This window comes from Mesorhizobium waitakense, from assembly GCF_056431085.1.
Genome location: NZ_JBWKME010000016.1, coordinates 372,384 through 397,022 on the forward strand (window position 1 = coordinate 372,384; position 24,639 = coordinate 397,022).

Genomic DNA, 24,639 nt, shown 5'->3' on the forward strand with positions numbered 1-24,639 from the left:
AAATATTCCAATTCTGATTGACAGCCAAGAACGCACAATTAATTCTCGAACCTCATCACACAAGGTTTCGGCGCATGGACAGATTGCGGATCGTCGGCGGACAGAGACTGGAAGGCGCGGTCACCACATCCGGCGCCAAGAACGCCGCCCTGCCGCAGATCGCGGCAGCCCTGCTCAGCCCCTACCCGCTCGAACTGACCAACCTGCCTGATGTGACCGACGTCGAAAACATGCTCGGCGTGGTGCGGCTGCACGGCGCCGAAGTGACGAGATCGGCGCATACCGCGACGATCGACACCAGTGCCGCCGTTTCCAAGGAGACGTCCTACGACACGGTGCGAAAGATGCGGGCGACCGTGCTCGTCCTGGCGCCGCTGCTGGCCCGGTTCGGCCATGCACGGGTTTCGCTGCCGGGCGGCTGCGCGATCGGCGCGCGGCCGGTCGACATGCATGTCGCGGCACTCGCGGCCCTCGGCGCCAGGATCGCCATCGAAAATGGTTCCATCGTCGCCTCGGTGCCGAACGGGCTGACCGGCACGCGCATCGTCTTGAGTTCGCCATCTGTTGGGGCAACGGAAACCGCGATGATGGCGGCGGCCACGGCAAAGGGTGAAACCGAAATCCTTAACGCGGCGCGCGAGCCCGAGGTTGCGGACCTCGCCGCTTGCCTCAACGCCATGGGTGCGCGTATCGAGGGCGCCGGCACGCACCGCATCCTGATCGCGGGCGACACGAGCTGGCATGCCGCCAGGCACGACATCATCCCGGACCGGATCGAGGCCGGCACCTATGCCATTGCCGCGGCCATCACCGGTGGCCAGCTGGAACTGACCCATGCCCGGCTCGAGCATATGGCCTCGGTGGTGCAATTGCTGGAAGCAACCGGCGTCAGCGTCTGGCCGGGCGACCGCGGGCTCATCGTGTCACGCGACCGGCCGTTGAAGGCTGTCGACGTCACGACGGAACCTTATCCGGGGTTTCCAACCGATCTCCAGGCGCAGTTCATGGCGCTGATGTGTTGCGCCGAGGGAGCATCGCTGCTGCGTGAAACCATCTTCGAGAACCGCTTCATGCATGTTCCCGAACTGATGCGGCTCGGCGCCAACATCAAGCTGCAGGGAACCACGGCGCTGGTGCGTGGTGGCACCAAGCTGCATGGCGCACCGGTGATGGCCACCGACCTGCGTGCTTCGGTGTCGCTGGTGCTGGCGGCGCTGGTGTGCGAGGGCGAGACGACCATCAACCGCGTCTATCACCTCGACCGCGGCTATGAACAACTGGATCGCAAGCTTCGGCTGTGCGGCGCCGATATAGAGCGGCTGAGCGCATGAGCAGCGGTGCGGATTGTTTTCTCGGCGTCGATGGCGGCGGGACCGGGTGTCGCGCCCGCATCGAGGACGCCCAGGGAAACGTGCTGGGACAGGGCCTGTCGGGGCCGGCGACCACGCGGCTCGGCATCGATGCGGCCTGGGCCTCCGTCGCGAAAGCTTTTGGCGCGGCGATCGAAGAGGCAGGCTTCGGACGGGTCGAGACCGCTGGGATGCGCGTCGGCGTCGGCCTTGCCGGCATCGGCCGCAAAGGCGCGCTGGAGGCGTTGCGGGCGATCGCGCATCCGTTTGCTAGCATCGATTTCGTCAGCGATGGCGTTGGCGCTTGCCTTGGCGCCCATTCCGGCCAGGACGGCGCCATCGTCATTGCCGGCACCGGCTCGATCGGCCTCGGCTTTGTCGCCGGCCGCGACCTGCGTGTCGGCGGCTACGGGTTTCCGATCTCCGACGAAGGAAGCGGCGCCGATCTTGGACTGAAAGCCGTGCAGCTGGCGTTGCGCGCCCATGACGGCCGGCACGAGCGAACGGCGCTGCTGGCGGAGGTGATGCTGCGCTTCGAAGGCGACCCGATGGCAGCGGTCGCCTGGATGGACCGCGCCAGCGCCACGGACTATGCGGCGCTCGCGCCAATGGTGATGCGCCATGCCGACCAGGGCGATCCGGCCGGGCGGCGCATCGTGCAAGGCGCGGCCGAGCAGATCGACACGCTGGTGCGGGTGCTGTTCGAACAAGGCGCGCCGCGCGTCACCTTGCTGGGCGGCCTGTCCAGTGCGCTCGAGCCCTGGCTCTCCCCCGATGTCCGGCGCCGCCTGAAGCCCGCTGATGGCGATGCGGTCTCGGGTGCGATCATCCTCGCCAAGCGGTCCTGCGGCGGGCCATAACGCTTTCTGCAGATAGGAATAATATATTCCATATTCTTGTTGACGATGAGAATATCAAATTCTAAAAAGTTAACAAACGAAAACAGGGTAGCAGCAAACGGACACAGCGTCCGTATGCGCTGGCGCCGGTCGGGAGCTCTGCTCAACGCCGGCCATGCAGCACGATTTGAAAGCACTGGAATGACCGAACAAGGGTTGATGTCCGAACTGGACCGGCTGATTTCCGAGGGCCGCAACCCAAGGACGATGGACATCGACCTGCTGCCGACCATCGACGTCCTGCGCAAGATCAATGACGAAGACAGGGCTGTTCCGGCGGCGGTCGAAAGGGTCGTGCCGGAAATCGCCGCCGCGGTGGACCGTATCGTGCTTGCCTTCCAGAAAGGCGCACGACTGATCTACCTGGGCGCCGGCACCAGCGGCCGGCTTGGCGTCCTCGATGCTTCGGAATGCCCGCCGACGTTCGGCGTGCCCGAAGGCATGGTCGTCGGCCTGATCGCCGGCGGTCCCGACGCCCTGGTGCGGTCGACCGAAGGCGCCGAGGATGATCCGAAAATGGGCGCGAGGGCGCTGCAGGAGATCGGGCTCACCGCCGATGACGTGGTGGTCGGTATCGCGGTCAGCGGGCGCACGCCCTATGTCATCGGCGGATTGAGCTATGCGAAGCAGGTTGGCGCAACGACGGTCGCGCTGTCCTGCAATCCAGCCTCGACCATCGCCGGCATCGCCGACATTGCCATCTCGCCGGTTGTCGGCCCGGAGGTCCTCACCGGCTCGACCCGGTTGAAGTCGGGAACCGCGCAGAAGCTGGTGCTCAACATGCTGACCACCGCCAGCATGATCCGCATCGGCAAGAGCTACCAGAACCTGATGGTCGACCTTAACCCGTCCAACAAGAAGCTGGTCGCCAGGGCAACCAGGATCGTCATGCAGACGACCGGTTGCGCGGCGCAGCAAGCCAAGCAAGCGCTCGCCCAGACCGGCAACGATGTGAAGCTGGCGATCCTGGTGACGATCACCGGCATGGGCGTCGAGGAGGCGCGCGTGGCTCTCGGCAAGGCCGGGGGCTTCCTGCGAAAGGCAATCAGCGACACGACAGCATGAAGCCGCATGAGACAAGACGGCGTGAAGCCGCTTAGACTGGGCCGATACTCCAAAGCATGTGTGTCTTGGAAGCGGTCCGCAGAAACTGCAAGGCATCGAGTTCAACCATAATGGGAGACGAGAATGGTTCACTTCACAAGAAAGCTGCTGTCGGGCATCACGCTGGCGGCGATGCTCGGCGTGGCTGTGGTTTCAACGCAGGCGAATGCGGCAACGCTGCATATGGCCTGGTCGCAGGACGCCACCGGGCTCGACCCGCACAAGCAGACGGCCTTTTCGTCGCTGCGGCTGCTGGAGCTGATCTATGAGCCGCTGGTGCGGGTCGACGCCAGCCTGCAGATCATCCCCGCCATCGCCACCTCCTGGGAATTCTCCAAGGACGGCAAGGAGCTGACCTTCAAGCTCGATCCCAAGGCGAAATTCCAGGACGGCACAGGGGTGACCTCGGCCGACGTCAAGGCATCGTTCGAGCGCATCCTCGACGAGAAGACAGGCGCGGCCGCACGCGCCAATTTCCTGTCGATCGCCAGCATCGACACGCCCGATCCGACGACCATCGTGTTCCATTTGTCACAACCGGACGTGCCGATCCTGACGGCGATGAGCGACGTCAACGCGGCCATCGTTCCGGCAAGCGAAATCAAGTCCGGCTCGATCGGCACCAAGGCGGTCGGCTCGGGACCGTTCAAGCTCGACAAATGGGACCCCAACGCCAAGGAAGTGCTGAGCGCCAACAAGGATTGGGCCGGCGGCCCGACCGGCGTCGACGGCATCGAGATCAGCGTGCTTCCCGACGAGGCCGCGATCCTGGCCGCCATGCGCACCAAGCAGATCGATTTCGCGCTGCTCAACGACCCGCTTGTCGCCACGCTGGTGCCGAAGGAAGCCAGCCTGCAACTGAACCGCGTGCCGGTGCTCGCCTATCACGTGCTGCAGCTCAATCCCTCACGCAAGCCGATGACCGAGCTCAAGGTGCGCCAGGCCATCTCCTGCGCCATCGACCGGCAGGAGGTGCTCGACACCGCTTCGCTCGGCGAAGGCAAGGTCACGGGACCGCTGACGATCCCGGCTCTGGCGACCGATCCGAGCCAGCTGTTCTGCTACAAGCGCGACGTCGAGAAGGCCAAGAAGCTGATGTCCGAGGCCGGCTATGCCGACGGCTTTTCGGCGACGGTGATCGGCGCCACCGGCGAGCCGCCGACGGCGGCGGCGGAAGCCCAGGTCATCCAGTCGCAGCTGGCCGAAATCGGCGTCAAGCTCGACATCAAGATGATGGAGCTCAACGTCTATGTCGACGCCTGGCTGAAGGGTGACTTCGACATGGCGATCGCGCTCAATGGCGGGCGTGCCGACCCCTATACCATGTACAACCGCTACTGGACCAAGGCAGGCAATTTGCAGAAGGTGGCCAACTACATCGACGACACGCTCGACAGCCAGATGCAGAAGGGCCGCGCCGAGACCGACCCGGCGGCGCGCAAGGCGATCTTCGCCGAGTTCGAGAAGCACCTCGCCGAGATGTCGCCGTGGATCTGGCTCTACACCTCGTACAGCTATACGGCGCAGCAGAAGAACATCGCCGGGTTCGTACCGACGCCGACGGGCACGCTGTTCAGCCTGAGCAAGGTGACCATCCAGCAGTAGCCGCCGGCCTTGGACGAGAGGACTTCTTCGCGTGAATTATCTGATGCGACGACTGGCGACGTTTCCTCTCGTCCTGCTTGGCGTGTCCATCCTGGTCTTCGTTGCGATCCGGATGGTGCCGGGCGATTCGATCACGGCGATGCTGGGCACCGAGGCCGGCCTGCTGACGCCGGCGCAGCGTGACTCGCTCGCCGCCTATTTCGGCATCGACCAGCCCTGGTTCGTCCAGTACTGGCGCTGGATAGGCGGCATCCTGCACGGCAATCTCGGCATCTCGGTCACCTATGGCAGGCCGGTGCTCGACGTCATCATCGAGCGCTTCCCGCTGACGCTCGAGTTGGCCATCCTGTCGATGATCATCGCGCTTGCGGTTGGCATGCCTGCCGGGATCTTTGCCGCCACACACAATGAGAAACTGTCCGATCTCGGAGTGCGCATCGTCGCCATGATCGGCCAGTCGACACCGAGCTTCGTGCTTGGCCTGCTGATCATCTACACGCTGTCGGCGGGCTTCGGCGTGCTGCCGGCGATGGGCGAATTCGCGCCGCTGTGGCAGGATCCCTTGCGCAATCTCAGCCAGTTGATCCTGCCCGCCATCACGCTCGGTTTCGCCTTTGCAGCCTCGGTTACCCGCATATCGCGTTCGGCCATGCTCGACGTGCTGAGCGACGACTATGTGCGAACCGCGCGCAGCAAGGGCGCCTCGGCGCGCAGCGTCATCTGGCGGCATGCGCTGCCCAATGCGCTGATCCCCGTCGTCACGCTGAGCGGCATCGAGTTCGGCTATCTCCTCGGCGGCGCGGTCATCGTCGAGCAGATCTACGCGCTGCCCGGTCTTGGGCGAATGGTGCTGGATGCGATCCAGCAGCGCGACTATGCGCTGGTGCAAGGCGCCGTGCTGTTCATCGCCTTCAACTTCATGATCGTCAATCTCCTGGTCGACCTCGCCTATGTCGCGCTCGATCCGCGCATCCGGCTGGGAGAGCCGTGATGCGCATCCTGCGCGCCATCTTCGGCCACGGCAGCGGCCGCATCGGCGGCATCATCGTCAGCGTCTATCTGTTGGTCGCCATCCTCGGCATGCTGGGGCTGACGCCGCACAATCCTATCACGCAATATCGAGTGGATCGGCTGCACGCACCCAACAGCGCCTACTGGATGGGCACCGACCTGTTCGGCCGCGACGTCGCCAGCCGGCTGATGGCGGGCGTCGGGCAGTCGTTCACGGTCGCCTTCTTCTCGGTCGCCTTCGCGACCCTTGCCGGCACCGTTCTGGGGCTGGCCGCAGCCTGGCTCGGCCGCCGCTGGGACGGCGTGCTGATGCGGATCATGGATGTGCTGCTGGCCTTTCCGGCGATCCTTTTGGCACTGCTCATCGTCACGGTTGCCGGGCCGGGCACATGGACCAGCGTCGTTGCCATCGGCGTCGTGTACACGCCGATCTTCACCCGCGTGGTGCGCGGCCCTGCCCTGTCGCTCAAGGCGCGCGAATTCGTCGACGCCGCGCGCACCTTCGGCAGCAGCTCGAGCTATATCGTCACCCGCCATTTGCTGCTGAACCTGGTGGCGCCGTTGACCGTACAGGTGACGCTGGCGCTGGCCTGGGCGCTGCTGACGGAAGCAGGCTTGAGTTTCCTGGGGCTCGGCACGCAGCCGCCCGCCGCCTCGCTCGGCCTGATGCTGAGCGACAGCCGCAATCTGATGGAGACCGCGCCGTGGCTGATGATCTTCCCCGGTCTGGCGATCATGATCAGCATCCTCGGCTTCAACCTGCTTGGTGATGCCTTGCGCGACATCCTCGACCCGAAGATGCGTAGGGCGCCGGCATGATCCCGCTGCTGTCTGTATCAGACCTGCGCGTCGGCTTCGGCCGCAATGCGCAAGCCAATGAGGTGGTGCGCGGTGTCAGTTTCGACCTTGCCGACGGCGAGACACTGGCCATTGTCGGCGAAAGCGGCTCGGGCAAATCCGTCACCGCCTTGTCGATCAACCGTCTCATCGATTTCGGCGGCGGCCGCATCACTGGCGGTGCGATGAAGCTGAAGCGAGCCGATGGCAGCGTCTTCGACCTGATGACCGCTACGGAACCGCAACTGACCGGCATTCGCGGCGCCGAGATCGGCATGATCTTCCAGGAGCCGATGACCTCGCTCAATCCGGTGCTGACCATCGGCAGGCAGATCGAGGAATCGTTTCGGCTGCACCGTGGGCTGACCGGCAGGCAAGCAACGGCGGCGGCCAAGGATGCGCTCGACCGCGTGCGCATTCCCGACGCCGCGCGGCGGCTGAGATACACGCCCAACCAGCTGTCCGGGGGAATGCTGCAGCGGGTGATGATCGCCATAGCGCTGGCCTGCAATCCGCGCCTGCTCATCGCCGACGAGCCGACGACGGCGCTCGACGTCACGGTGCAGGCGCAGATCATGGCGCTGCTGGCCGAGTTGAAGCGGGAAACCGGCATGTCGATGATCTTCATCACCCACGACATCGGCCTGGTTGCCGGGATCGCCGACAGAGTGATGGTGATGCAGAACGGGAAGGCCGTGGAGCAAGGCGAGCTGAACCAGATCCTCGACAATGCGCAGCATCCCTATACGCAGCATTTGCTGCATGCCGTGCCGCATTTCGCCAATGGCAGCGCGACGCGCGCCGACGGGCAGCGCGACAAGGGTGCAAGCACAGAACCGGCCTTGAGGGTTGATAACCTGGTTGTACGATTTCCCCTCAAGAGCAGCTTCTTCAGCCGCGCCACAGGCGCGGTGCATGCCGTCGATGGCGTCGATTTCGACCTGATGCCCGGCGAGACGCTGGCCATTGTCGGCGAGAGCGGTTCGGGCAAATCGACCACCGCGCGCGCCGTCCTCGGGCTGGTGCGCTCAACACGCGGCAGCTTCTCGGTCGGCGCCCGAAAAGCTTCGGCCGAGCAGAGCGCCCTGCCCGTGCAAATGGTGTTCCAGAACCCCTATGCCTCGCTCAATCCAAGGCTCAGCATCGAGAGCATCCTGGCCGAGCCGGTGATCGCCACCGGCGGCCGGGTGACGTCTGAAACGCGAACCAGGATGGCAAGCCTGCTGGAGCGCGTCGGCCTGCCGAAGAACAGCCTGGAGCGCTATCCGCATGAATTCTCCGGCGGCCAGCGGCAAAGGCTGTGCATCGCCCGGGCGCTGATGCTCAACCCTTCCGTGGTCGTTCTCGATGAAGCGGTGTCGGCGCTCGATGTTTCGGTGCAGGCCAAGGTGCTGGAGTTGCTGGTCGACCTGCAGCGCGAGTTCGGGCTGGCCTATCTGTTCATCTCGCACGACATGGCCGTCGTCGAGCGGATCGCGCATCGGATCGCCGTCATCTATGCCGGCCAAATCGTCGAGATCGGCGACGCGACCTCGGTGCTGTCGAAGCCGCAGCATTCCTATACGAAGAAGCTCATCGCCGCCGTTCCGACCATCGACCGGCGCCACGAACATTTCGAACTCGACACCCGCCAGGTCTCTTCGCTGGTCCGCCCGCAGGGGTTCGAGCCGGCGCCGGCGAGATGGGAGCAGTTTGGGGCTGATCATATGGCGAGGGTAGAGGCGTGATGGATTGTGCCCGGAAATACGCAAGGTGGGCGGGACAGCACCCCCCTCTGCCCTGCCGGGCATCTCCCCCGCAAGGGGGGAGATTGGATGTTGCTATCGCTTTCGCCAACCTCCAACGTCTGAGGGCCGTCGGCACGCATGAACTGCCAATCTCCCCCCTTGCGGGGGCAGGGCAATCGCATATGGCGCTCCCCCACTCCGTCTCGGCTTCGCCGAGCCACCTCTCCCCCACATTCGTGGGGGAAGAGGAAATGCCAACCGCCGAGGTCGCAGCCTTGAAAGGCTTGGGTTTCCTCTCCCCCATGGACATGGGGGAGAGGTGGCCGCGCAGCGGCCGGAGTGGGGGGCTGGCGCCGCCATATGCGATTGCCCTGCTTGCGGGGGAGATGTCCGGGGATGGGACGGAACGCTGCCTTTCAGATGGAGGCCGGTATTGAGCACCCTCGCCCAGCTTTTCGATGGCGCGTTCGCACCGCTGAAAGCCGCGGTGGCTGCGAAGCGCATCCCCGGCGGCGTGCTCGGCATTGTCGACAGAAATGGCGAACGCGTCGTCAGGTCGGTCGGCTCCGCGCAACTCGTACCGAAGTTGCGGCCAATGCACGACCAAACCTGGTTCGACCTGGCGTCCTTGACCAAGGTGATCTTTACGACACCGCGCATCCTGGCGCTGGCCGAAGACGGCCTAATCGATCTCGATGCGCCGCTGATCTCCGCTCTGCCGGATCTTCGCCAGTATGATGCACAGGCCTGGGAACGGAAGGTGACGTTTCGCCAGTGTCTTGGCCACCAGACACCGTTTCCGGCGGTCGAGCCGATCTACACCTATGGGCGCGATCCCGAGCTGCTGCGCGCCTTCATCCTGCAGCGCGAATGGCGCGCCCGCGACCCGGTCTATTCCGACATCAACTTCATCCTGCTCGGCTTTGCGCTGGAGCGACTGTCGGGGAAAACGATCCGGGACATGGATCCCGGCCCCGGCTTCGCTTTTGCCGCCGAGCCGAATACTGCCGCCGCGACCGAAGACTGCACCTGGCGCCATCGCGTGCTGTCCGGCGAAGTGCACGACGACAATTGCTCGGCGCTGCAAGGCGCGGGACATGCCGGCCTGTTTGGAACAGCCGCTTCCGTCCTCGATTTCGCGGAAGGGCTATTGGACGGCACGGGTGCGTCCGAGCATTCGATCGCACTGATACGAACGCCCTTGTCCGCAACCCGGACGCATGGCTGGGAGCGCCCCTATGGGGGCTGGTCCGGCGGGGCGCTGTGCGGCCCGGGAACCATCGGCCACACCGGCTTCACCGGTACGGGATTGTGGATCGACTTCGACAGAGGCAAGGCCTGGACCTTGCTCACCAATCGGATCCATCCGACACGTCATTTCGACAGCGGCATCGCCGCGCTTCGGCAGGCGGTCGGCGACCTTGTCAATGGACTTTAGGAGCTAGATGATGGAACTAATCTGGGCCGTCGGCCTGATGACCGGCACCGTGCTTGACGGCAACATCGACGTCGCACTGGTCAAGACCGATGGCGAGCGGATCGACGATTTCGGCACCTATCGGCTGATGCCCTACCCACAATCGATCCGTTCGCTGCTGGAAGAGACACTGAACGAGGCAAGAGCCTGGAATTTCACCGGGCCGGAGCCGGCGATCTTTCGCAAGGCGGAAGAAGCCCTGACGCGTGCCCAGTCGGCGGCGGTCAAGGAACTCGTCGAAGGCTATGGGATGACGATGGCCGATATCGGCGTCGTCGGCTTTCACGGCCAGACCGTGCTGCATCGTGCGCCACAGGTCGGACGGCTCGGCCAGACCCGGCAGCTCGGCGACGGCGAACTCATGCACGCAATCCTCGGCACCAAGGTCGCCTATGATTTCCGCTCGGCCGACATGCGCGCCGGCGGGCAAGGCGCGCCGCTGTCGGCCGCCTACCACGCCGCGCTGATGCGCAATGCCGGCGCCAGCGGCGACATGGCAGTGCTCAACCTCGGCGGCGTCGCCAACATCACATGGTGGGATGGCGCCGACAATTTCGTCGCCTTCGACACCGGCCCCGCCAACGCGCCGCTCAACGATTTCATCAAATCGAAGGGGCTGGGCGACATGGACCGCGACGGTGCGCTTAGTCGTGCGGGAACGGTCGATGAGGCACGGCTCGCCAAGCTGCTGCAGCACCCCTATCTGACCAAGCCCTATCCCAAATCGCTGGACCGTTTCGACTTCGGCGCCGCTATGGCGGATGGAATGAATGCCGAGGATGGCGCAGCCCTTTTGACCGCCTTCACCGCTGCCGCCGTCGGCAAGGCGCTCGACCTTTTGCCGCGCCGCCCGAAAAAGCTCGTGGTCAGCGGCGGCGGCCGCCACAACCCGACAATGATGGCGATGCTCGCCAGCCGCGCCGGCGTCGAGGTGGTGCAGGCCGAAAGCCTCGGCTGGAGCGGCGACGCGGTGGAGGCCGAGTGCTTTGCCTTCCTCGCGGTCCGCGTGCTGCGGGGCCTGCCGATCAGCTTCCCGAGCACGACCGGCGCGCCGCAGCCGATGCGCGGCGGACGGCTCGCCGGTTAGTCAGGCCCCTGGAAGCGTCTTCCGCAGGAAGATGCGGCTGCGGCCGACAGGGAAATCGGCAAGCGTTCCGAAGGGCTGATAGCCCTGGCGCTGATAGACCTTGGCGGCGTGCGGATTGAAGGTGTCGATCCAGGCATTCCGACAGCCGCGCGCCACCGCTTCCTGCTCGGCCGCATCCAGCATGTTGCCGGCCATCTGCTGGCCGCGCAGCCTTTCATCGACCCACAGCCACTGCACGTAGAGCCAGCCCCATGCGGTATAGCCCGAGATGCCGGCGACGACCGTGCCGTCTTCGTCGCGCACGAACACGGCCAGGGCCTTTCTTTCGGAAGCACCGACATCGCCGTCGTTGAACGCCGTCAGCCGTTCGGCGAGAAAGGTGAGTTCTTCCGGCGAGGGATTTGCCGTCGTTTCAAGTGTCGTCTTCATGGCCTTTTCCGAACAAGGGGCACGATGCTTGCGCAATGTTTATATCTGGCCCCGAACAGGGTGCGTATCCGCATCGCCGCTATTGCGAAACTCGGACGCTGCAATGCCGTAGCGCTTGAGCTTGTCGTAGAAGGTCTTACGCGGCACGCCGAGCGCGTCGATGGCGCTGCGCACATCGCCGCCGTGGTCGCGCAGTGCGTCGCGGATGAGTTGCGCCTCGTAGTGGCCGACCCGTTCGGGCAGCGTGGCCGCGGGCTCCGGCAAGTGCGCGGGAACCGTTTTCGTGTCGTCGTCCGGACCGAGACCGAGGGCGACGCGATCGGCAAAATGCGCAAGCTCGCGCACATTGCCCGGCCATGCATGCGACTGGAGATGGTCGCTGACCGCTGCGTTGACCCCGGCGACCGGCCGGCCGAATCGCTCCGCGGCCTTGCCGAGGAAATGGCCGAACAGCATCGGGATGTCGCCGCGGCGCTCACGCAATGGCGGAATGCGCAGAGTCACCACGTTAAGGCGGAAATAGAGATCCTCGCGAAAGTCGCCGCGCTGGTCCTGCCGTCCGAGATCCACCTTGGTCGCCGCGACGACCCGGAGGTCGACGCGCCGGGTCTCGTTCGAGCCGAGCGGGGTGACGCTGCGCGTTTCGAGCACACGCAGCAGCTTGACCTGGAGAGCCGGCGGCATGGATTCGATTTCGTCAAGGAACAACGTGCCGCCGCTGGAATGCTCGATGCGGCCGATCCGTCGCCGCTGCGCGCCGGTGAACGCGCCCGCCTCGTGGCCGAACAGCTCGCTTTCTATGACGGTCTCCGGCAGCGCACCGCAATTCAGCGCCACGAAGGGCTTTGCGCGCCGCCGCCCCCATCGGTGCAGGAGGTCCGCCACCACCTCCTTGCCGGTTCCGGTCTCCCCTTCCACCAGCACGTCAACATCCATGTCGGCGATCTGCCGCAAGGTCTCACGCAGCCGCCGGATGGCGGGCGCTTCGCCGATCAGCGGCAGACCGTCGGCGGCCTGCGCCGCGGCTTCGCGTAGCCGCCGGTTTTCCATCACCAGCCGCCGCTTCTCCGATGCCCGTCTCAGTGCCTCGACCAGTCGGTCTCCCGCATAGGGTTTCGGGATGAAATCGTAGACGCCATCCTTGAGCGCTGCCACCGCGAGATCGACGTCGCCATGCCCGGTGACCAGGATCACCGGTATGTCGGGGTCGATCGCCTTGATGCGATCGAACAGCTGCAGCCCGTTCATGCCCGGCATGCGGATGTCGCTGACGACCACGCCCTCGAAATTCCTGTCGACGACGGCAAGCGCCGCCTCGGCCGCGTCGAGCGCGACCACCGCGAAGCCGGCAAGCTCAAACAATTGCGTGGTGGCGTGAAGCAGGTCCGCATCGTCGTCGACGAGCGCCACCAGCCCTGATGCGTCTGTCATTCAATTCGCCTCAAGTCGATGGTGAAGGATGCGCCGCCGGCGCTGCCGGGATCGAGCCGCAGCGTGCCGCCCAATTCCTGGGCGATCTCCTGCGAGATCACCAGCCCGAGGCCAAGCCCCTTCTCCTTGGTGGTCTGGAACGGCATGAACAGATTGCCGGCCGCTTCCGGTCCGAGGCCAGGGCCGTTGTCGCGCACCGAAATCAGCACCCTGTCGTCGCGCTCGGCGATGTCGATTTCGATGCGGGGATCGGGCTGGTCCTTCATAGCGTCCAGCGCATTCTGCAACAGGTTGACGAGGATCTGCTCGAGCCGGATTCGGCTGGCCATGACCACCGGCGACGCGTTGCCGCGCGGCTCGACGATGGTCACGCCGGAATCGCGGATGCGTCCCGACAGAAGCGACAGCGCGCCGTCGATCGCCTCGCGCACCGGCAATGGCGAGGCGGCGACGCCTGGCCGCCGGGCAAAGGTGCGCAAGGTGCTGGTGATCGCGCCGATGCGCTCGGTCATCGAAACGATCGATGACAGATTGCCGCTGACCGGCTCGGTCTTGCCGCCGTCGAGGAAGCGGCCGGCGTTCTCGGCATAGGTGCGGATGGCGGCGACCGGCTGGTTGATCTCGTGCGCGACGCCGGCGGCGATCTGGCCGAGGATGGAAAGCCGGTTGGCCTGGGCGAGATCGTCACGCAGCCGGCGGACCTTGGCTTCGGCGTTCTCACGCTCGGCGATTTCTCCGGCAAGCGCGGTGTTGGAGCGGGTCAGCTCGGCCGTTCGCGTGCTCACCCGGCTCTCCAGTTCGGCATTCATGCGCGCCAGCGCTTCCTGCCGCAGCCGGCGGGCGCGCCGGCGCCGGGTCAGCACGAAGGCAAGCAGGCCCATGAGCAGCAACCCGAGCAGCGTGGTCAGGCGCGCCGTGTTGGCGGCGGACGACAAAGCCGCATCGGCGGGCGTCAGCAGCCACAGACGCCAGCCGGGCACCGCACCGGGCAGGTCCTGTACCACTTCAACGAACTGGCGCGGCTTTCCGGAGCTGTCGATTGTCGCCAGGCCGTCACCGGCACCGCGTCGCAGCGGCAGCGGTTCGAAGCCGGCATCGGCCAGCTGAAGCTGCTCGCGGGCAGCAGCGGCGTCCTGCGCCGAGAGTGGCGCCAGGGCATGAAACCGCCACTCGGGCTGGCTGGTGGCCAGCACCACGCCGCGTTCGTCGGTGACGAAAACAAGAAAGCCGCTGGAGCGCCAATTGGCTTCGACGCGGTCGAGTTCGACCTTCAGCACCGCAACGCCAAGCGGCTTGCCGCCATCATCGACGCGGCTGGCGAGGTAAAGACCCGGCCGGCCGCTGATCGTGCCGAGGCCATATTGGCTGGCAGCACCCTTGGCCATTGCCTCCTGGAAATAGTGACGAAAATTATAGTCGATGCCGACAAAGCTCGTCGGCTCGCCGGCATTGCTGGCGGCGATTGCGATGCCTGCTGTGTCGATGACATAGATGGCGGACGCCGATGCATCGCCGGCAATCGCCCTGAGCTTGTCGTTGAGGGCCGCTTCTTGCATCTTTCCGGCCCGGCGCAGCGCCCCGCGCACGGCATCGTCGCGTGACAGCACCAATGGAACCAGGCGCTGCTTTTCGATTTCGCCGGTCAGGGTTCCCGCCGCCAGCGGCAGGGCGGCAAGCGCTCCGTCGCGCAAATTGTCGGCCGCCTGGCCGGTGGCGATGCGCCCGGCGATGGCGATCGCGCCTGCCAGAACCGCAAGAGCGACGACCACGACACGCCAGCGGCCATCGCGCAGCCGGGCCACCGCTTCGCGCAGCAATTCACGGCCGGCCGCGTATCCCCTATCGATGCCTGCTTGCGACGTCTGCCCTCTCCCTTTTCCTCGCGGCCCGTTTTTCCCCCGCAGCCTTGGGGCCCAGTGTAATGCGAAATTCCGCCCAGGCAAACGCTGCCTGTGCGGAAATCCGCACAGGCATTCGCGGCAAAGCGGCTGACAACCGCCGAAATCCAGGGATTCCGGCCTTTCACCGATCTGGCACAGCGCTTGCAAAAGTCCTTGCAGCGGCGCGCGACCGGAGCGCCGCGATGGGAGAAGTCACGCAGGGCGGTGTATTTCCGCCCATCCGGCAAGGGAGAGTTCGATGCACATCGCAGACCAATCAGGCGCGCCTTCCGCGCAGCGCAAGCCTTTCTATGCCCAACTCTACGTGCAGGTGCTCGTCGCGATCACCGTCGGCATCCTGCTCGGTCACTTCTATCCGTCGATCGGCGAGAGCATGAAGCCGCTCGGCGACGCCTTCATCAAGCTGGTCAAGATGATCATCGCCCCGGTCATCTTCCTGACTGTGGCGACCGGCATCGCCGGCATGAGCGACCTGCAGAAGGTCGGACGTGTGGCCGGCAAGGCGATGCTCTACTTCCTCACCTTCTCGACGCTGGCGCTGATCATCGGCCTTGTCGTGGCCAATGTCGTCCAGCCGGGTGCCGGCTTCAACATCGATCCGGCGACGCTCGACGCCTCGACCGTCAACACCTATGCCGCCAAGGCGCATGACCAGTCGGTCACCGGCTTCCTGATGAACATCATCCCGACGACGATCGTCGGCGCCTTCGCCGACGGCGACATCCTGCAGGTGCTGTTCTTCTCGGTGCTGTTCGGCATTTCGCTGGCGCTGGTCGGCGACAAGGGCACGCCAGTGCTCAATTTCCTACAGGCCCTGACGACGCCGATCTTCAAGCTGGTCAGCGTGCTGATGAAGGCCGCACCCATCGGTGCCTTCGGCGCCATGGCGTTCACCATCGGCAAATACGGCATCGGCGCGGTCATCAACCTCGCCATGCTGGTCGGCACCTTCTACGTGACGTCGCTGCTGTTCGTGTTCGTCGTGCTGGGTGCTGTCTGCCGCTATAACGGGTTCTCCATCCTGTCCTTGATCCGCTACATCAAGGAAGAGCTGCTGCTGGTGCTGGGAACGTCCTCGTCGGAAGCCGCCCTGCCCTCGCTGATGGAAAAGATGGAGAAGGCCGGCGCCAAGCGCTCGGTGGTCGGTCTGGTCATCCCGACCGGTTATTCCTTCAACCTCGACGGCACCAACATCTACATGACGCTGGCGGCACTGTTCATCGCGCAGGCGACCAACATCCATTTGTCGATCGGCGACCAGATCCTGCTGCTGCTGGTTGCCATGCTTTCCTCCAAGGGCGCCGCCGGCATCACCGGAGCCGGGTTCATCACACTTGCCGCCACGCTGTCGGTCGTTCCGGCGGTGCCGGTCGCCGGCATGGCGCTGATCCTCGGCGTCGACCGCTTCATGTCGGAGTGCCGGGCGCTGACCAACTTCGTCGGCAATGCCGTCGCCACGCTGGTGGTGGCACGCTGGGAAGGCGAACTCGACGAAGCCAAGCTCGCCAGGGCACTGGCGGGCACGGCCGACGACAGCCTGGCGGCTGATCTCGTTCCCGCCGAGTAATCCGAGCGCTTCAACACCAATCAGCGGGGNNNNCCCGCTGCCGTACAGGTGACAACGGTGTCAGGCGGTTTTGCGCAGCGGTGCCAGCGCCTTGCCGTCGGTGGCGAAGAGATGGCAGCGGGAGGGGTCGGCCTGCATGGCGATGGGACTGTGCAGCGGTGTCGTGTCGATGCCCTCGGTCTGAACGACCAGCCTCGTCTTCTCGCCGATGTCGGCATGCAGGATGGTCAGGCCGCCGAGCCGTTCGGCCAGCACCGCCTCGCCCTTGAACTGGCCCGCATCCGCGATGCGGATATGTTCCGGCCGGATGCCGAGCAGCAGCTCGCTGTCTTGTGCAAGCGCGCCCGCCTCGACCGGAACGACCAGGCTGGATCCGCCCGGCAGGGCAACGGCAACGCCATCCGCGTGGGCGGAGAGAACCCTGACCGGCAGCATATTCATCTTCGGCGAGCCGATGAAGCCGGCGACGAAAACATTGGCTGGCCTCGCATAGAGGTCGAGCGGCGTGCCGACCTGCTCGATCGTGCCGCCATTGAGGACGACGATCTTGTCGGCCATGGTCATCGCCTCGGTCTGGTCGTGGGTGACATAGACGATGGTGGCGGCGAGCCGCTCGTGCAGTTGCATCAGTTCCAGCCGCATGTTGACGCGGAGCGCCGCGTCGAGGTTCGACAGCGGTTCGTCAAACAGGAACACCTTCGGCTGGCGGACGATCGCGCGGCCAATGGCGACACGCTGGCGCTGGCCGCCGGACAGCTCCTTTGGCCGCCGTTCGAGCAGATGCGACAATTGCAGCACCTCGGCCGCGGCCTGGACCTTGGCGTCACGCTCGACGACCGGCAACCCGGCGATCTTCAGCGCAAAACCCATATTTTCGGCGACCGTCATATGCGGATACAGCGCATAGGACTGAAACACCATGGCGAGCCCGCGCTCGGAGGGATCGACCTCATTGATGCGCGCGCCATCAAGCATCAGCTCGCCGGAGGTGATCTTCTCGAGACCGGCGATCATGCGCAGCAGCGTCGACTTCCCGCAGCCCGACGGGCCGACGAAGACGACGAACTCGCGGTCGCCGACATCGAGGTCGACGCCCTTGATCACCTCGGCATTGCCATAGGATTTGCGCACGCCGCGCAGCTTGAGCTCAGCCATTGAAGTCCCTCCTCGCATCCGGATATGTGCTTGGACCGACAGGCATGCGTGCCGCCAGCGTACCTCCGTCATCGAACAGGACAAGGCTGGCAGCACCAACCAGCCCGGCGTGACGGCCAAGCTGGGCCTGAACGACCGGCACGTCGCGATAGGCACGCATGGCCCGCTGCCTGATGGTCGCCTCGATGGCAGGTGCCATGAGGTCGAGACCATTGGCAATGCCGCCGCCGACGACCAGCACGTCAGGCGAATAAAGATGCAAAAGATTGGTGAAGCCGATGCCCAGCCATCGGGCCTCCTCCTCGAGCAGGGCCAAGGCAAGCTCGTCCTGCATCCGTGCCGCCTCGACCACGTGACGGCCGGTCACCTCACCGTTGCCCGAGAGGCGCCGCAGCGCCGAGCCATCAAAGGGCGCTGTCGCGGCGTTGGCACGGCGGCCGAGCGCGGTGCCCGAGGCGATGGCCTCGAAGCAACCGACGACGCCGCACATGCAGCGCTCGCCCTCATTGGTGATGGTCATGTGGCCGATCTCGGCGGCGAGGCCTCGGCGGCCATGCAGGATGCGCCCGTCGACGACGACGCCGCCGCCGATGCCGGTGGAAACCGTGACGAAGACCAGCGAGCGGGCGCCGTGACCGGCGCCGAAGCGCCATTCGCCGAGTGCCGCGGCGTTAGCATCGTTCTCCAGCCGCACCGGCAGGCCGAGCCGCCGTTCGAGGATATCGGCAAGCGGCACGTCCAGCCAGCCGGCGAGTGTCGGCGGTCCGACGGCGATGCCGGCCAGCGGATCGAGCGGTCCCGGCGCGCCGACGCCGACGCCGACGATGGCGAGCGCCGGCGCCTCGGCATGAACCGTCGCGGCCAGCGCCTCGATCTGGCCGATCACCACGTCGGGACCGGCTTGCGCCTGTGTCGGCACTGCGGCGAACGCCAGGATCTTGCCGTCGCGGTCGACCAGGGCGGCACGAAGCTCGGTGCCACCAAGATCGATCGCAAGGGCCGCTTCGTCGCTCATGCCGCGACCTTCAGGCCATGCAGCCAGCCGATGCGGCCGGCCAGGTCCCTGTCGCCGAAGGCGAGCGAGCCGAGGACCACGGTTTCGGCACCGGCGGCACGCAGCAACGGCACCGTCTCGTGGCGGATGCCGCCATCGGCAGCAAGAACCACGGCCGCCTCGCGGCCGGCCTCTCTCAGGATGGCGCGGGCAGCGCCCAGCCTGCCGCAGGCCTCGTCCGACAGGCTCTGCCCCTTGACGCCGATGGCGGTGCCAAGCAGCGTGACGAAAGCCACCTCGGAGACGAAAGGCGTCACCGTCTCGACCGGTGTCTCCAGCCTGAGCACGACACCGGCTTCGGCACCGAGTTCCCGCGCCAGCCGGACGGCGCGCAATCCCGCCTCGCCGTTCTCGGCATGGACGCTGATCATGTCGGCGCCGGCCTCTATGAACTGGCGCGTCTGCGCCTCGACAACCGCCGCATCGACCATCAGATGGACATGGATGGGTTTGGCCGTCAGCCCAGCGATGCGGGCGACAAGATCGGGAAAGAACAGGAAGGACGGCGCGAAATGACCGTCCGCCACATCGATGTGGTGAAGGTCGACATAGGGCTCGATGCGCTTCAGGTCGCTCTCGAAATTGACGAGGTCGGCGGACCACAGCGAGAATTCAGCGATCATGCGATCGCGCGGCAATGCGGCGATGGCGGCCTGGCCTGAGAGAGGTTTCGAGATCATGAATGGTCCTGGTTGTTGAAACGATCCTCGAGGAAGCCCGCGATAGCGGCGCGGACCTCGGCGAAATGACGATCCTTGTCGCTGGCCTTCGGCGTCACCTCGGCAAAGGCGGCGTTTGGGATGACGTCGGCGAGGAAACGGGCGGTCGCCAGCGGATGGATAAGATCGACGCCGCTACCGATGACCAGCGTGGGGATAGCGAGATTGCCGGCTGCCGCCAGTGTGACGCCGGGGCCATCGTTGGCGATCGCCTGCATCACCTCGGCGAAGACAGCCGCATTTTCGCGCTCGAAGAAACCAAGCAGGGAAGCAAGATTGTCAGGCGCTTCCCCACGAAAGCGGGCGGCGGTGACCGAGGTTGCAAAGGCGTTGCGCGCGTCCTCCAGCGGGCGATCGCGGATGAGCTTCGCCACCTCCGAAAAGGGCTGCATGTTCTGCGGCGCCGCATCGAAGCGCCAGGCCGGGCGCACCAGCACCAAACCCAGGACACGGTCCGCGTGATGGCTTGCAAGCCTGAGCGCGATCGCCGCGCCCATCGAGACGCCGCCGGCGACGAAACGGTCGAGCCCGGCCGCGTCGGCGGCGCCCAGCACATCGTCGGCAAACATGGCGGTCGAAAAGGGCCGCGTCGAGCCGGCGCCGGAGCCGCCGTGTGCGCGGCATTCGACGGTCAGCCGGCGGTATGACCGACTGTCGGGAAAATTCTGCGCCACCTGCGCCGCATCACCGCCGAGACCATGCTGGAAGATGACCGGAAACCCCCGCCCTGTATCGAAGACACAAAGCGCCGCATCGTCGCGAAGCATGACCGTCGGCGCGGCGTCCATCAAAGGAGCCTCCGCAGGAAGGCGGCGACGCCGGGGGTTTCGCCGGCGGACAGCCCGTGGGTGACGAACGCCCCGTCGAAGCCCACTGCCTTCAGCCGCGCGATGAAATCCGGGAAGTCGACGATGCCTTGGCCGGCGCTGGCAAAACGGCCGTCACCATAGCGGTCCTTTGCGTGCGCCATGGCGATGTGGCCGGCCGCTTCGCCGATCGCGGCGGCGACGATGGTACGCGCTTCGTCGGGCGTCGCATGTTCGAACAGGTTTGCCGGATCAAGCACGATCTTCAGGCGCTTCGATCCCATCTCGGCGATCAGCCGCGTGGCATCCTTCGCAGAGGTGACGATGTTGGCCTGCTCGGGCTCGATGCCGAGATCGACACCGGCGGTTTCTGCCAGCGCCAGCGCCTTCGCCATCTCGGTGGCCATGTCGGACCAGGCCGCCGGGTCGGCATTGTCGGGATGGTACGCCCATTGGTCGGCGGCATTGCGCGAGCCGGTGCAGAGCGTGACCAGAGGAATGCCCAGGGCAGAAGCAGCCTCGATGACGACGGCAAGTCGCCTGAGGCCATCGTCGCGGACGGCCTTGTCGGGATGCGCCATGTTGTAGGTGCCCGATAGTGCCGCGAGCGAAACACCGCTCGACTGCGTGGCGGCGCGGATCGCCGCGATGGCGTCCGGCGGCACGGCATCCGGCATAGAAGGCAGGCCGGCGCAGGCGAGGTTGAACTGCGTGGTCTCATAGCCAGCATGCCGCACGGCCGCCAGCACGGCGGCTGGCTCGGCGCCTGGAAAGGTCTTGGCGAAAATGCCGAGACGCATCACACCGCCCCCGAAACCGAGGCGAGCTCAACCCGCTCGCCTGATACCACCGAGCGCGCGATGGCGACCATGGCCCGGATTGACGCGACGCCGTCCTCGACGTTGGCGCCGCGCATCGGCGCGCCTTCGAGCACCGTTTCGGCAAGAGCTTCCAGCTGGCGCCGGAAGAAATGGCCGTCAGCGCCGAGCGGCTTGTGGGCGGTGGCGGTCTTCTCGTGAAAGATCTCGACCTCGCTGGCGCGGAAGTACCAGGGGTTGAAAGTCTTGGCGATGACAGAGCCGTTCTCGCCATAGAGCTGGAAACCTTCGTGCCAGTCCATCCGCACGGCGACGGTGAGATCGAGATGGCCGAGCGCGCCGCTGGCGAATTCGGTCTCGACGAACCAGCAATAGGCGCCGAAACGTTCGTTGAGGCGGGCGCGCACGGCGACGATGTCGCCGCACAGGAAGCGCGCCGTGTCGACGAGATGCGAGCCGTGCGCCAGCATGAAATACTGCCTGAGATCAGCCTTCGGATTGCCGCTCGGTTTCCTCGCCAGTTTGCTGGTGACGGGCAGCGGCTGGATGGCATCGGTGTTGGTGTAGCGATGGGTGGAATCGCAGTACCAGGCCTTCAGCGCCAGCACCTCGCCGATCTCGTCCCGGACGAAATCGCGCGCCGCCTCCAGCGCGGGATCGAAGCGCTTCATGTGGCCGACCTGCAGGACCTTGCCGGAGCGCCTGACCGCCTCGGCCAGCGCCTCGCCCTCCTCCACCGACGTGCCTATCGGCTTTTCGCACAGCACATGCTTGCCGGCATCGAGCGCCTTGATCGACATCGGCACGTGATAGGCGTCCGAGGTGGCGACGATCACCGCTTCCAGTTCGGGATCGGCGAGCATCGCGTCATAGTCGGCATACATTTTCCGCGGTTCGTAGGTGGCACCCATGCGGGCGAGGAGGTCGGGTGCGGCGTCGCAGATGGCGTAGAGATCGGCATTCCTGGCCTTGGCGCAGGATTGCAGATGCGCAAACTGCGCGATGGGGCCGCAACCGAGCACGCCGACCCTGAGGCGTCTGTCCTGTTTCTTGATCATCGTCTCGTTCTTCAGGCGCCGTAGCTGCGCATTGTTTGGCGGTTGGTCTTGACCGCGCCGGCGGGGTCGGCGGCGGCGGTGTCGGATTCCTCTTCGAGCACCAGCCAGCCGGTGAAACGCGGCGCGGTGCCGGCGATCTCGATGACTGCCGGCGTATCGCAGACGCCCTTGCCGAGCATGGCCCAGGTGCCCTTGGCGTCGACGTCCTTGAGGTGGATGTAACGGATGCGGTCGCGGTGGGTGCGCAGCGTGTCGAGCATGTCCTTGTGGCCGCGCAGGATGTGGCCGGTATCCGGCACCCAGCCGACAAGATCCGGATCCAGTTGCGCGAACAACGTGTCATAGTCGGCGCGGTCGAACAGCAGCGTGTTGTGGTGCGAACTCGGATGCACCGCGACATCCACACCGGTCTTGCGGCCGATCTCGGCAGCGCGATTGTAGAATTCGGCCGATATGGCGAACTTGTCTTCGCGCGGACCATCGGAGACGACCGTCGCCGAGCCGATCGAGACCAGTGCGCCGGGAAAGTTCGCGGCAAAGCCTGTCCAGCGCCGGGCGGCTTCGAGGTCGCTTGCCAGCGCCTCTTTCAACGTGAAACCGCTCTTCGAGCCAAAGGCAAAGGAAACGAGGTTGAGGCCTCGGGCGTCGAGCGCGGCAGCGAATTCAGCCGGCCTGTCGGCGTAGCGGCCGATCATGGTGTCGGTGATCTCGATGCCGGCATAGCCGCCATCTTCTATCGCGTTCAACAGATCGTCGGGGCCGCCGGTCCAGCCCTTGCCCAGCATTTCCCAGGTGAAGGTCTGACAGCCGACCTTGAGCTTCGTCTCCGTCATGTCATTCATTCCTTGACGCCGCCCTGGGTCAGTCCTTCGATGATGTGGCGCTGGAAGAACAGCACCAGGAGGATCAAGGGCACGGTCACCACGGCGGAGGCCGCGGCGATATCGCCCCAGGGGACGTAATAGAGGTTGGTGAAGTTGGCGATGCCGACCGGTATCGTCTGCCGGTCGATGTTGGAGGTGAAGGCGAGCGCGAACAGGAATTCGTTCCACGCGGTGATGAAGGCGAGCAGGCCGGTGGTCACCAGGCTCGGCAGCGACATCGGCAGGATGATGCGCCAAAGCAGGCCGGGCACGCTGACGCCATCCATGCGCGCCGCCTCGTCGATCTCGCGCGGCAGCGTCTCGAAATAGCCGAACAGCACCCAGGTCACCAGCGGCAGGCCGAGCGCCAGGTAGGTGATGATCAGCGCCGTGTAGGTGTCGAGCAGGCCGAGATTGGTGGCGACCAGATAGAGCGGGCCGACCAGCGCGATCTGCGGGAACATAGACACCGAAAGGATGACCATCAGAATGCCGAAGCGGCCCTTGATGTTGAGCCGCGACAGCGCGAAGGCGGCCAGCGAGCCGACGAACAGGCACAGGAACGTCGTCGCCAGCGAGACCACCAGCGAGTTCCAGACATAGCGGTGAAGCTGCTTCTCGACAAAGGCGTTGTAGTAGTGCTCCAGCGTGAAGGGATGCGGGATCAGCGACGGCGAGCCTGACGTCAGCGCCTTGTCAAGCTGGAACGAGGTCGAGAACTGCCAGATGAACGGACCGCCCGACCAGACGAGGATCAGCAAGGCGCCGAGATAGATGGCGAAGGTCTGCAGCGGCGAGCGCGTGTCGTTCATTGCGCTCTCCTGATCTGGCGGACGAGATACAGGCAGAACACCAGCGCGATGATGCCCTCGGTGACAAACATCGCCGTCGAGACGGCCGAGCCGTAGCCGAACTGCAGCGTCGAAAAGAGCACCTTGTAGGACAGCGTCGACAGCGTTTCGGTCGAATCGGCCGGGCCGCCACCGGTCAGCACATAGACGAGGTCGAAGACGCGGAAGGCGTCGAGCGCACGGAACAGGCCGGCGATCAGCAGGGTCGGCATCAACAGCGGCAGGCGGATGTACCAGAAGGTGATCCAGCCCTTGGCGCCATCCATACGCGCCGCCTCGATCAGCGAATTGGGCACGGTCTGCAACCCGGTCAGAAGCAGCAGCGCCATGAACGGCGTCGTCTTCCAGACATCGGCGATGATGATGGTGATCATCGCCGTGTCGGTGGAGCCGTACCAGTTGATGTTCTGGTCGATCAGTCCGGCATGCAGGAGGATGTAGTTGATGATGCCGTTCTGGCCATCGAACAGCCAGCCGAACATCTTGGAGGTGACGACGGTTGGCATCGCCCACGGCACCAGCATGGCCGCGCGGACGAGCCCCCGTCCCTTGAAGGCTTCGCACAGGATGAGCGCCATGCCGAGCCCGATCACCGTCTCCAGCACGGTCGAAGCGATGGTGAACCAGATCGTGTGCCACCACGCATTCCAGAACTGCGGGTCGCCCCACAGCTCGACATAGTTGGAGAAGCCGGTGAAATCCTGTTCCTGCGTGATCAGCGAGGTGTTGGTGAGCGAGAGGTAGAGCCCGTTGACGATCGGGTAGAAGGAAACCGACGCCAGCGACACGAAGGCCGGCGTCAGCAGGAGCAAGGCCCACAAGGCGCCCGGAAGCGCCTTGCCGAGACGCCGCGGCCGGCCGACACTGGGAATGGTGGCCGCCGCGGACATT

The 24,639-nt window shown here is 65.4% G+C and carries 22 protein-coding genes; 10 read left to right on the plus strand and 12 right to left on the minus strand.

Annotated features, from left to right (window positions below; all coding sequences use genetic code 11):
* Positions 1-74 precede the first annotated feature (74 nt).
* The 9 genes from murA to AC07FD_RS04355 all read left to right on the plus strand — a co-directional run bounded on the left by murA (position 75) and on the right by AC07FD_RS04355 (position 11,096).
* A complete protein-coding gene (gene murA / locus AC07FD_RS04315) occupies positions 75-1,331 on the plus strand; it encodes a UDP-N-acetylglucosamine 1-carboxyvinyltransferase (protein ID WP_478348789.1) in 1,257 nt (418 codons plus the stop codon).
* Positions 1,328-2,209 (plus strand): glucosamine kinase nucleotide-binding domain-containing protein, encoded by an 882-nt coding sequence (locus AC07FD_RS04320; RefSeq protein WP_478348790.1) that lies wholly within the window; start codon positions 1,328-1,330, stop codon positions 2,207-2,209. The genes murA and AC07FD_RS04320 overlap by 4 nt, the downstream gene beginning before the upstream one ends.
* A gap of 180 nt (positions 2,210-2,389) precedes the next feature.
* Positions 2,390-3,313 (plus strand): N-acetylmuramic acid 6-phosphate etherase, encoded by a 924-nt coding sequence (murQ, locus tag AC07FD_RS04325; protein ID WP_478348791.1) that lies wholly within the window; start codon positions 2,390-2,392, stop codon positions 3,311-3,313.
* Between the two features lie 123 nt (positions 3,314-3,436).
* On the plus strand, positions 3,437-4,957 hold the full coding sequence (locus AC07FD_RS04330) for an ABC transporter substrate-binding protein (protein ID WP_478348792.1): 1,521 nt from the start codon (positions 3,437-3,439) through the stop codon (positions 4,955-4,957).
* Positions 4,958-4,988: 31 nt separating this feature from the next.
* Positions 4,989-5,948: an ABC transporter permease gene (locus tag AC07FD_RS04335; RefSeq protein WP_478348793.1), complete on the plus strand. Its 960-nt coding sequence runs from the start codon at positions 4,989-4,991 to the stop codon at positions 5,946-5,948.
* On the plus strand, positions 5,948-6,787 hold the full coding sequence (locus AC07FD_RS04340) for an ABC transporter permease (protein ID WP_478348794.1): 840 nt from the start codon (positions 5,948-5,950) through the stop codon (positions 6,785-6,787). The genes AC07FD_RS04335 and AC07FD_RS04340 overlap by 1 nt, the downstream gene beginning before the upstream one ends.
* Positions 6,784-8,532 carry an ABC transporter ATP-binding protein gene (locus tag AC07FD_RS04345; protein ID WP_478348795.1) on the plus strand — a complete coding sequence of 583 codons (1,749 nt, stop codon included), beginning with the start codon at positions 6,784-6,786 and terminating at the stop codon, positions 8,530-8,532. The genes AC07FD_RS04340 and AC07FD_RS04345 overlap by 4 nt, the downstream gene beginning before the upstream one ends.
* A gap of 433 nt (positions 8,533-8,965) precedes the next feature.
* A complete protein-coding gene (locus AC07FD_RS04350) occupies positions 8,966-9,970 on the plus strand; it encodes a serine hydrolase domain-containing protein (protein WP_478348796.1) in 1,005 nt (334 codons plus the stop codon).
* A gap of 10 nt (positions 9,971-9,980) precedes the next feature.
* Complete coding sequence (locus AC07FD_RS04355; RefSeq protein WP_478348797.1) at positions 9,981-11,096, plus strand: anhydro-N-acetylmuramic acid kinase; 1,116 nt, start codon at positions 9,981-9,983, stop codon at positions 11,094-11,096.
* Here the strand turns inward: AC07FD_RS04355 and AC07FD_RS04360 are convergent, their stop codons facing one another.
* From AC07FD_RS04360 to AC07FD_RS04370, 3 genes are read right to left on the minus strand one after another with little or no spacing between them, the layout of a single operon-like run.
* Entirely contained in the window at positions 11,097-11,525 is a 429-nt protein-coding gene (locus tag AC07FD_RS04360; RefSeq protein ID WP_478348798.1) for a GNAT family N-acetyltransferase, read from the minus strand. It lies immediately after the preceding gene.
* Positions 11,526-11,564: 39 nt separating this feature from the next.
* Entirely contained in the window at positions 11,565-12,956 is a 1,392-nt protein-coding gene (locus AC07FD_RS04365) for a sigma-54-dependent transcriptional regulator (protein ID WP_478348799.1), read from the minus strand.
* Positions 12,953-14,773: a sensor histidine kinase gene (locus tag AC07FD_RS04370; RefSeq protein ID WP_478348800.1), complete on the minus strand. Its 1,821-nt coding sequence runs from the start codon at positions 14,771-14,773 to the stop codon at positions 12,953-12,955. The genes AC07FD_RS04365 and AC07FD_RS04370 overlap by 4 nt, the downstream gene beginning before the upstream one ends.
* Before the next feature lie 322 nt (positions 14,774-15,095).
* On the opposite strand from AC07FD_RS04370, the gene AC07FD_RS04375 reads away from it, so the two are divergent.
* Entirely contained in the window at positions 15,096-16,424 is a 1,329-nt protein-coding gene (locus AC07FD_RS04375) for a dicarboxylate/amino acid:cation symporter (protein WP_478348801.1), read from the plus strand.
* Between the two features lie 60 nt (positions 16,425-16,484).
* On the opposite strand, the gene AC07FD_RS04380 is transcribed toward AC07FD_RS04375, so the two are convergent.
* Genes AC07FD_RS04380 through AC07FD_RS04420 form a run of 9 tightly spaced genes read right to left on the minus strand, consistent with a single transcriptional unit; the run spans position 16,485 to position 24,638 of the window.
* Positions 16,485-17,579: an ABC transporter ATP-binding protein gene (locus AC07FD_RS04380; RefSeq protein ID WP_478348802.1), complete on the minus strand. Its 1,095-nt coding sequence runs from the start codon at positions 17,577-17,579 to the stop codon at positions 16,485-16,487.
* Complete coding sequence (locus AC07FD_RS04385) at positions 17,572-18,594, minus strand: ROK family protein (RefSeq protein WP_478348803.1); 1,023 nt, start codon at positions 18,592-18,594, stop codon at positions 17,572-17,574. The genes AC07FD_RS04380 and AC07FD_RS04385 overlap by 8 nt, the downstream gene beginning before the upstream one ends.
* Positions 18,591-19,313, minus strand: coding sequence for a ribulose-phosphate 3-epimerase (locus AC07FD_RS04390; RefSeq protein ID WP_478348804.1), 723 nt, complete (start codon positions 19,311-19,313; stop codon positions 18,591-18,593). Before AC07FD_RS04390 ends, AC07FD_RS04385 begins: the two co-directional genes overlap by 4 nt.
* The gene (locus AC07FD_RS04395) at positions 19,310-20,140 is read right to left on the minus strand and encodes an alpha/beta fold hydrolase (protein WP_478348805.1); all 831 of its coding nucleotides are present in this window, start codon (positions 20,138-20,140) and stop codon (positions 19,310-19,312) included. Before AC07FD_RS04395 ends, AC07FD_RS04390 begins: the two co-directional genes overlap by 4 nt.
* Entirely contained in the window at positions 20,140-20,958 is an 819-nt protein-coding gene (locus AC07FD_RS04400) for a sugar phosphate isomerase/epimerase family protein (RefSeq protein ID WP_478348806.1), read from the minus strand. Before AC07FD_RS04400 ends, AC07FD_RS04395 begins: the two co-directional genes overlap by 1 nt.
* On the minus strand, positions 20,958-22,034 hold the full coding sequence (locus tag AC07FD_RS04405; RefSeq protein ID WP_478348807.1) for a Gfo/Idh/MocA family protein: 1,077 nt from the start codon (positions 22,032-22,034) through the stop codon (positions 20,958-20,960). Before AC07FD_RS04405 ends, AC07FD_RS04400 begins: the two co-directional genes overlap by 1 nt.
* A gap of 11 nt (positions 22,035-22,045) precedes the next feature.
* Positions 22,046-22,867, minus strand: a complete 822-nt coding sequence (locus AC07FD_RS04410) for a sugar phosphate isomerase/epimerase family protein (protein WP_478348808.1) — start codon at positions 22,865-22,867, stop codon at positions 22,046-22,048.
* 5 nt (positions 22,868-22,872) lie between these two features.
* Positions 22,873-23,709, minus strand: a complete 837-nt coding sequence (locus tag AC07FD_RS04415) for a carbohydrate ABC transporter permease (RefSeq protein ID WP_478348809.1) — start codon at positions 23,707-23,709, stop codon at positions 22,873-22,875.
* A complete protein-coding gene (locus AC07FD_RS04420; protein ID WP_478348810.1) occupies positions 23,706-24,638 on the minus strand; it encodes a carbohydrate ABC transporter permease in 933 nt (310 codons plus the stop codon). Before AC07FD_RS04420 ends, AC07FD_RS04415 begins: the two co-directional genes overlap by 4 nt.
* Position 24,639: the final 1 nt, after the last annotated feature.